The organism is Erwinia sp. PPS120, from assembly GCF_047918655.1.
GTDB classification, from domain to species: Bacteria; Pseudomonadota; Gammaproteobacteria; order Enterobacterales; family Enterobacteriaceae; genus Erwinia; species Erwinia tasmaniensis_A.
The window spans coordinates 252,387-260,162 of record NZ_JBLREF010000034.1 but is presented as its reverse complement, the minus strand read 5'-3'; the positions used below and the strand labels follow the sequence as shown (position 1 = coordinate 260,162).

Here is a 7,776-nt window from a genome sequence, read left to right as displayed (position 1 = left end):
TCCCCGAATCCCCGAATCCCCGGCTCCCCAATCCCCAATCTCCGAATCCCCGAATCCTGTGGTCTCTGGAGATAAGCGCCTTAGCTCATTAAGCTCACCTGGGCGGCGACAATGCGCCATCCGCAGGGGAGTTTGACCCAGGTCTGCTGCTGACGGCCCACCCGGTCGCTGCTGTCACGGGTAAATTCCGTGCTGCATACCGCGAAGTCTTCGCCAAAGGTGGTAATAACCGTATTGCGCAGCTGGCGCTCCAGCCCGGCTGCGGGGCGCGAGGCGCGGAAGGCCCGGATCGCATCTATGCCATACAGATTTTCTCCGGCACCCAGCCGCACGGTGCGGGCGTCATGCCAGAACAGCTCGTCGAGCACCACCGTATTGTTGCTGATTAGCGCCTCTTCATAGCGGTAAAAGGCGGCGGTGACCTCCGCCAGAATTACCGGGCGGTCGATATATTCGCTCTTCATAGCGTGGCTCCCATAGTTGCTGGCAGTGCGGTGGTGATGCCCATCTGCTCCAGCGCCCAGGCGGCGCGCAGGCAGGCGTCTTCTTTAAAGGGGGCGGCAATAAGCTGTACGCCAATCGGCAGGCCTTCCGGCGTGCGCAGCGGCACCGTGGTCACCGGCAGCCCAAGAAAGGAGATGGGCTGGGTGAGCATGCCCATACTGGCGCGAATGGGCAGGTCGGTATCGTTAATGCGCAGGGTTTCCTGACCAATCAGCGTGGCGCTGTCCGGCGTGGCCGGGGCGATAAGCACGTCAAACTGCTCAAACAGCGGCAGCGTCTGCTGTTGAAAGCGGCGGCGGAAGCGCTGTGCCTGCACGTACCAGGCGGCGGGGATCATCGCCCCGGCCAGCAGCCGCTCGCGCGAAAGGGGCTCGAAGCGTTCCGGCTGGCTGCGCAGCGCGGGCAGGTAGAGATTACCCCCTTCGGAGGCGGTGATCAGAAAGGCTGCATTACGTGCCAGTTCAGCGTCCGGCAGGGTGACGTTATCCTGCGCGTTAAGCCCCCGGGCGACCGAGGCGACGGCGGCGCGCGCGTTTTCGCTGCACCAGGTGTGAAAGTAGCCATCCAGTACCCCTACGCGCAGTCCATCAGCGCCGCGTTCCAGTTGCTTAAAGACCGGTTGCAGGGCTTTTTTGGCCTGAAATCCGTCCTGAGGATCGCGCCCCTGGAGGGCATCATATACCCAGGCCAGATCCCCCGTGGTGCGGGCAAAGAGGCCAATATGGTCGAGGCTGGCGACAAATGGCTGGCTGCCGCTGCGGGAGAGGCGGCCAAAGGTTGGCTTCAGGCCGAAAATGCCGCACAGCGAGGCGGGCACGCGGATTGAGCCGTTGGTATCGCTGCCCAGTGAGAAGTTAACCAGCCCGGCGGCGACTGCCGCTGCCGATCCGCCGGAGGAGCCACCGGCAATACGCCGCAGATCGTGCGGATTTTTTGTGGCGCCGTAGTGGCTGTTCTCGGTGGTGAAACCATAGGCGTAGGCGTCCATATTCAGCATGCCGGAGAGCAGCGCACCCGCGTCAGCCAGCCTGCGTACCGCCCAGGCATCCTCTGTGGCCACCGGGCGATCGCTAAACAGGCTGGCTCCCGCCAGGGTGGTCTGCCCGGCCACGTCAAACAGGTTTTTTACCGCATAGGGTATCGCTGCGAGCGGGGGGAGGGGCAGGCCGGATTTTCGCCGGGCGTCAAGCCTGTCGGCCTCGTCAAGCATGCGATCGCGGGTGATATGCGTCCAGGCGTTAAGGGTCGGATTGTACCGCTCAATATCAGCCAGCGTCTGCCGGGCAATATCGCGGGCGCTCAGTTCGCCACGGGTGAGCGCCGCCCGCACGGCGGCAATGGATAAGGTCATGCTCATGCTTTATACACCCCCGCCACGTCCAGATGCTCGTCAAGGGATAAGGCCATCAGCGGCTGCGCCATGCTGGCTATGCGCGTAAACTGCACCCGCAGCGCATCGCGGCGTGCATCGTCCAGCGTCACGCCCAGCACCTGCTCCATCTGTTCCAGCCACACTGCCCAGTCAGGCTCGTTACTCATGATGTTCTCCTGTTAAAAACCGGCTGCGCTGCCGTCGCTGCGGGGATCGCAGGCTCCTTCCAGCATGCCGTTGGTATGCCGGACGATGGCACCGGCATGGCCGACGGCCTCGCTGAAGTCAGGGAGCTTTTCGAGCTCATGACCCAGCGCCCGCAGGGAATCGAAGGTTGCCTGGCAAAAGCGGCCCTCCAGCTTCAGGGAGTCCGACGCCTGGCCCCAGGTGCGTCCCAGCAGCCAGCGCGGGGCGCTAACGGCCTGCTGGAGCGGCATGCCCTGTAATACATGGCGGGTGAAAATAGCCGCCTGCGTCTGCGGCTGGCCGTCACCGCCCATTGATCCGTATACCAGCGTGCGGCCATCATTCAGGCGCGCGGCTGCGGGGTTAAGCGTATGAAAAGGCTGCTTGCCCGGGGCCAGCGCCAGCAGATGCTGTGGATCCAGGCTGAACGCCGCCCCGCGGTTCTGCCAGGTAATGCCGGTACCGGGTAGCACCACGCCGCTGCCAAATTCGTGATAGATGCTCTGAATAAAGGAGACGGCCAGGCCGCTGCTGTCCATTACCCCCATCCACACCGTATCCCCCGGACCTTTACCTTCTCCCCAGGGCGCCGCGCGGCGATCGTCAATGCTGCCTGCCAGCCCGTCCAGGGCGTCGCCGTCCAGCAGCGCCTGCATCTCTTCCTGCATATGCAGCGGATCGGTGATGTAGCGGTCACGCAGGCCAAACGCCAGCTTGGTGGCCTCGACAATGCGGTGAACGGTCTGCGCCTCATTCGCAGCGGGCATATCCAGCCGATCGGTGATGCCCAAAATGGCCAGCGAAACCAGTCCCTGGGTGGGGGGTGCCATATTGAAAATGTCGCCGGACTGATGGCGGAGACGCAGCGGGGCGCGACGCTTCGCCCGATGGTTATTCAGGTCTTCCAGGGTGATCGGCATGCCCAGGCGGGACATCTCTCCCGCCATATGGTTTGCCAGCGGGCCGCGATAGAAGCTTTCCAGCCCCTGTTCGGTCAGTATGCTGAGGGTGTTTGCCAGCGCTGGTTGGGTAAAGCGGCTGCCCGCTTCAGGCACCTCGCCATCGGGCAGAAAGGTGGCGGCGAAACCGGGCTGATCGGCCAGCTCATGATATTTAGACCGGGTGGCATCGGCCTGAGAACCTGTTACCGGAATGCCGTCTGCGGCATAGCGAATAGCATCGGCCAGCAGGCGGGAGAGGGGCAGGGCTGCGCCACCCATCCCGGCAGAGACGTTTAGCGCTTCGGCCCAGCCGCTGACGGTGCCGGCCACGGTCAGCGCCGCCCTGGGTCCGCGGTGCGGGATAGCCTGCGCCGGTTCATAAAAGGCCAGGCTGGCGAGGGATCCGGCCGCGCCGCTGGCGTCAATGGCAATTGGGCCGCCTTCAGGCGGCACGATCAGCCAGAAGCCATCGCCCCCCAGTCCGTTCATATGCGGATAGACCACCGCAATGGTGGCCGCAGCCGCGACCATCGCTTCAATGGCGTTGCCGCCATCGCGCAATACGGCCAGCGCACTTTCGCTGGCGAGGTGGTGAGGGGCGACGGCCATGCCGAGCGGGGCGATATGACTCTGGATCATTTCAGTCTCTTTTTATCGGGTACATAAGTGAGGTAAAGCAAGAGCTGTTCCAGGTTGCCGCCGGCAATGTTTCGCTGCCGACAAATTTTTCTCCTCAGGGGCGATAATATTTGGTTATGCTGGGAAAAATGAAACGAAAGTTACAAGGTAAGCGATGAAACAGCTTGATGAACGCCTGAAAAGTCACTATCCCCAGCTCTCCCCGCAGGAGCAGCGGGTCGCGGATTTCGTTTTCGATCATTTCGACGATCTGATCGGCTATAACAGCGCAGAGCTGGCGCGGCTCAGCGGCGTCTCAAAGGCGACCGTCAGCCGCCTGTTTAAGCGGCTGGGCTACGAGAAATACAAGGACATGCGTGACGAGCTGCGTACTCTGCGCCAGAGCGGTATGCCCCTGACCGACAACCGCGATGCGGTTCAGGGCAACACGCTGCTCTCCCGGCACTACAAGCAGGAAATGGCCAATCTGACGCAGTGGGTTAGCGCGATTGACTCCGTGGAGTTTGGCGAAGTGGTGCAGCAGCTCGCCCGCTGTAAACGCATATTTATCATTGGGATGCGCAACGCGTATCCGGTCGCACTGCACTTTCGTCAGCAGCTCCAGCAGGCCAGAGGCGGTGTGATGGTACTGCCGCAGCCGGGCCAGACGCTGGCAGAGGAGCTGGTGGAGATGACGCCGGATGATACGGTGGTGGTGCTGGCGTTTCGCCGACGTCCGCGCATTATCAAACCCCTGCTGCTTGCGTTACAGGGCCGCGATATTCCCACGCTGGTCATCTGCGAGCCGCAGGCACAGGCGGTTATCGCGCTGGCCCGCTGGCAGCTGTGCACCCCGCTGGACAGCGTCTCCGCCTTTGACAGCTATGCTTCGGCAAACAGCCTGATCAACCTGCTTGCCAATGCGCTGCTGCATGAATCACTCAGCGAAGGACGGCAGCGGATCCATCATATTGCCGATCTCTACGGGCAGCTTGACGAGCTGGAACGGCGCTAGTGGGGCACTGTTTTGGTGCTCTGCCCCTTTATGGGGCGATTTCCCGCATCACTCTTTATCTCCCTGAGCTGTGACGAGTGCGCTGAATAAATGCCTCTCACGGCTGTAACCCGGTCATAACCTCTTAAATTTCGAATAAATCGCGCTTTTCTGCTACTTACGCTCCGCGCTCTTCTGGCGGAGCAGTAGCGAAAAGTAATTATCTGTCGCCCCCGATGATGGCACATTAGTTGCAAATAAATTCTTTAAGAATCTTTCGTTTCATGTTTTATTAACCGGGGTAGATAAGAATGAAGAGAGCATTTTTGGCAGTGTTGGGCGCAGCTTTGATGTTGACTCAGGTCACCCAGGCAAGGGCGGATCGGCTACAGGATATTGAAAAGAGAGGCGTTATACGCATTGCCGTGCCGCAGGACTTCCCGCCGTTCGGCTCGGTAGGGACTGACCTTCAGCCGCAGGGTTACGACATTGATATGGCCACGTACCTGGCGAAGCAGATGAAACTTAAGTTGCAGCTGGTGCCGGTCTCCAGTGCCAACCGCGTGCCTTACCTGCAAACCGATAAGGTCGATCTGGTGATCTCCAGCCTGGGGAAAAATCCGGAGCGGGAAAAGGTTATCGCGTTTAGCCGCGCCTATGCGCCATTTTTCCTCGGCGTGTTTGGTCCAAAAGAGGATGACCTTAAGAGCGCGGCCGGGCTGGCCGGTAAATCCATCGGCGTGACGCGCGGGGCGGTTGAGGACATGGTGCTGAGCGATATCGCGCCGAAGAACGCGCAGCTGAAGCGGTATGAGGACAATAACACCACGCTCTCTGCTTACCTGTCGGGCCAGGTGCAGTACGTGGCGACCGGCAACCTGGTGGTCGCCGCCATCACGCGACAAAACCCCGGTAAGGCACCGGTCACCAAATTTATGCTGAAGGACTCGCCGTGCTTTATCGGTATGCGTAAGGACGAACCCGCCCTGAAGGCGAAGGTGGATGCGCTTATCGCCCAGGCGCTGGCGGACAAAACGCTCAACGGCCTGTCGCAGCAGTGGCTGAAAGCACCGCTTCCGGCCGATTTCGGCGCCTGAAGGAGCGATGATGGGACAACTTAATTTCCCTGCGCTGTGGCCCTACTGGCCGGAACTGCTGGCCGGACTCTGGGTGACTATCCAGCTGACGGTGCTGGCGACCATTGGCGGGGTGGGGCTGGGGATCCTGGGCGCCGCACTGCGCAGCGGCAGGCCTACGCTGTTCAGCCGCCTGTGGGGCGGCTACGTGGAACTGATCCGCAATACGCCGTTTGTGGTCCAGCTGTTCTTTATTGTATTTGGCCTGCCGAATCTGGGGCTGAAAATGACCGCGGGCGAGGCGGCGCTGCTGGCGATGCTGATTAACCTCGGGGCCTACAGCACGGAAATTATTCGCGCCGGGATCCAGGTCACCCCGCAGGGGCAGTGGGAAGCCGGGCGCGTGCTGGGGCTAAGCCGCAGCCAGACGTTTCTTCGGGTGGTGCTGCCGCCCGCGCTACAGCGCATTTATCCGGCGCTGGTCAGCCAGTGCATTATCGTGATGCTGGGGTCGTCGGTGGTATCGCAGGTTTCGTATGAGGAACTGACCTTTGCCGCCAGCCTGATCCAGTCGCGGACCTTTTTAAGTTTTGAGGTCTATCTGGTGACCACGCTGATTTATCTTGCGCTGTCGGTGGCGATGCGGCAGCTGCTGCTGGCCGCCGGGCGTAAATGGCTGAGAGGAGCGCAGAGATGACCACTTTTACCGACTGGGACATTGTTCGCAATCTGCTGCTGGCCGCACGCTGGACCCTGCTGCTGTCGCTGACCGCTTTTTTCGGCGGCACGGTGGTGGCGCTGCCGCTGGTACTGGTTCGCCTCAGTCGCCGACGCTGGCCGACGCGGCTGGTGCGCTGTTACAGCGAACTTTTTCAGGGGACGCCGCTGCTGATGCAGCTGTTTCTGGCCTTTTTCGGCGTGGCGCTGTTTGGCATTGACGTCTCGCCCTGGACCGCCGCCTCGCTGGCGCTGACGCTCTATACCAGCGCCTTTCTGGTGGATATCTGGCACGGGAGCATCAGCGCGCTGCCGAAAGGGCAGTGGGAAGCCTCACGCTGCCTGGGACTGAATACCGGGCAGACGCTCTGGCGGGTGGTGCTGCCGCAGGCGCTGCGCATCGGCATTGCCCCCACCGTGGGCTTTGCCGTACAGGTGGTGAAAGGCACCGCGCTGGCGTCGATTATCGGCTTTGTCGAACTGACCAAAGCCGGCACCATCCTGAATAACGTGACCTATCAACCTTTTAAAGTGTTCGGGCTGGTGGCGCTGGGCTACTTCCTGATGTGTTATCCGCTGTCCCGCTACAGCAAGTCACTGGAGAAGAAATTCAATGCCGCTCATCACCATTAATCAGGTACAGAAATACTACGGTGATAACCACGTCCTTAAGGGTGTGGATCTCGACGTCGATATGGGCGAAGTGATCTCGATTATTGGCCGCAGCGGCTCCGGTAAAAGCACCCTGCTGCGCTGTATGAATGGCCTTGAAGCCTATCAGGAGGGCAGCATCAAGCTGGGCGGTATGACCATCACCCACCGCGACTCGCAGGCGCGCGAGATCAGCCGATCGGTCGGCATGGTTTTCCAGAACTTCAATCTGTTCCCGCACATGACCGCGCTGGAAAACGTCATGCTGGCGCCGCGCCGCGTGCTGAAAAAGAGCGAAGCCGCGTGTCGCACGCTGGCGGCGCAGATGCTGGAAAAGGTCGGGCTCGGCGACCGGATGAACTACTACCCGGCAAACCTCTCTGGCGGACAGCAGCAGCGCGTGGCGATTGCGCGTGCGCTGGCGATGTCGCCAAAGGTGCTGCTGTGCGACGAAATCACCTCTGCGCTCGATCCCGAGCTGGTCGGCGAGGTGTTAAAGGTGCTTGAGCAGCTGGCCCGCGAGGGCATGACCCTGATTCTGGTCACTCACGAAATGAACTTCGCCCGGGAAGTGGGCGATCGCGTGGTGTTTATGCATCAGGGCCGCGTCTGGGAGCAGGGAGAAAGCAGGACGGTATTTGCCAACCCGCAGACCCAGGAACTGAAACAGTTTATCTCGTCCGTGCGCGGCCTCGGCCAGGCGCAGGGCGACTGACA

The 7,776-nt window shown here is 61.2% G+C and carries 9 protein-coding genes; 5 read left to right on the top strand and 4 right to left on the bottom strand.

Annotated elements, in window-relative coordinates; translation table 11 throughout:
- Positions 1-80: 80 nt before the first annotated feature.
- Genes hpxZ through ACLRGG_RS17200 form a run of 4 tightly spaced genes read right to left on the bottom strand, consistent with a single transcriptional unit; the run spans position 81 to position 3,642 of the window.
- Positions 81-464, bottom strand: a complete 384-nt coding sequence (gene hpxZ / locus ACLRGG_RS17215; RefSeq protein WP_416250913.1) for an oxalurate catabolism protein HpxZ — start codon at positions 462-464, stop codon at positions 81-83.
- Positions 461-1,861: an AtzE family amidohydrolase gene (locus tag ACLRGG_RS17210; protein ID WP_416250912.1), complete on the bottom strand. Its 1,401-nt coding sequence runs from the start codon at positions 1,859-1,861 to the stop codon at positions 461-463. The genes hpxZ and ACLRGG_RS17210 overlap by 4 nt, the downstream gene beginning before the upstream one ends.
- A complete protein-coding gene (hpxX, locus tag ACLRGG_RS17205) occupies positions 1,858-2,043 on the bottom strand; it encodes an oxalurate catabolism protein HpxX (RefSeq protein WP_416250911.1) in 186 nt (61 codons plus the stop codon). The genes ACLRGG_RS17210 and hpxX overlap by 4 nt, the downstream gene beginning before the upstream one ends.
- Positions 2,044-2,055: 12 nt before the next feature.
- Entirely contained in the window at positions 2,056-3,642 is a 1,587-nt protein-coding gene (locus ACLRGG_RS17200; RefSeq protein ID WP_416250910.1) for a gamma-glutamyltransferase family protein, read from the bottom strand.
- A gap of 154 nt (positions 3,643-3,796) precedes the next feature.
- Here ACLRGG_RS17200 and hpxU point away from each other — a divergent pair, with 154 nt between their 5' ends.
- The 5 genes from hpxU (at position 3,797) to ACLRGG_RS17175 (ending at position 7,774) form a co-directional block, all read left to right on the top strand.
- On the top strand, positions 3,797-4,636 hold the full coding sequence (gene hpxU, locus ACLRGG_RS17195; protein ID WP_416250909.1) for a MurR/RpiR family transcriptional regulator HpxU: 840 nt from the start codon (positions 3,797-3,799) through the stop codon (positions 4,634-4,636).
- Positions 4,637-4,926: 290 nt separating this feature from the next.
- Entirely contained in the window at positions 4,927-5,712 is a 786-nt protein-coding gene (locus tag ACLRGG_RS17190) for a transporter substrate-binding domain-containing protein (RefSeq protein WP_067704848.1), read from the top strand.
- Positions 5,713-5,719: 7 nt separating this feature from the next.
- Entirely contained in the window at positions 5,720-6,388 is a 669-nt protein-coding gene (locus ACLRGG_RS17185; RefSeq protein ID WP_416250908.1) for an amino acid ABC transporter permease, read from the top strand.
- The gene (locus ACLRGG_RS17180; RefSeq protein ID WP_416250907.1) at positions 6,385-7,041 is read left to right on the top strand and encodes an amino acid ABC transporter permease; all 657 of its coding nucleotides are present in this window, start codon (positions 6,385-6,387) and stop codon (positions 7,039-7,041) included. Before ACLRGG_RS17185 ends, ACLRGG_RS17180 begins: the two co-directional genes overlap by 4 nt.
- Positions 7,022-7,774: an amino acid ABC transporter ATP-binding protein gene (locus ACLRGG_RS17175; RefSeq protein ID WP_416250906.1), complete on the top strand. Its 753-nt coding sequence runs from the start codon at positions 7,022-7,024 to the stop codon at positions 7,772-7,774. The genes ACLRGG_RS17180 and ACLRGG_RS17175 overlap by 20 nt, the downstream gene beginning before the upstream one ends.
- The last annotated feature ends 2 nt before the right edge of the window (positions 7,775-7,776 follow it).

Excerpts from the sequence above, each read along its gene's own strand:
- ACLRGG_RS17200 (WP_416250910.1), bottom strand. The coding sequence starts at position 3,642 with ATGATCCAGAGTCATATCGCCCCGCTCGGCATGGCCGTCGCCCCTCAC.
- hpxU (WP_416250909.1), top strand. The coding sequence starts at position 3,797 with ATGAAACAGCTTGATGAACGCCTGAAAAGTCACTATCCCCAGCTCTCC.
- hpxZ (WP_416250913.1), bottom strand. The coding sequence starts at position 464 with ATGAAGAGCGAATATATCGACCGCCCGGTAATTCTGGCGGAGGTCACC.
- ACLRGG_RS17210 (WP_416250912.1), bottom strand. The coding sequence starts at position 1,861 with ATGAGCATGACCTTATCCATTGCCGCCGTGCGGGCGGCGCTCACCCGT.
- ACLRGG_RS17180 (WP_416250907.1), top strand. The coding sequence starts at position 6,385 with ATGACCACTTTTACCGACTGGGACATTGTTCGCAATCTGCTGCTGGCC.
- ACLRGG_RS17175 (WP_416250906.1), top strand. The coding sequence starts at position 7,022 with ATGCCGCTCATCACCATTAATCAGGTACAGAAATACTACGGTGATAAC.
- hpxX (WP_416250911.1), bottom strand. The coding sequence starts at position 2,043 with ATGAGTAACGAGCCTGACTGGGCAGTGTGGCTGGAACAGATGGAGCAG.
- ACLRGG_RS17185 (WP_416250908.1), top strand. The coding sequence starts at position 5,720 with ATGATGGGACAACTTAATTTCCCTGCGCTGTGGCCCTACTGGCCGGAA.
- ACLRGG_RS17190 (WP_067704848.1), top strand. The coding sequence starts at position 4,927 with ATGAAGAGAGCATTTTTGGCAGTGTTGGGCGCAGCTTTGATGTTGACT.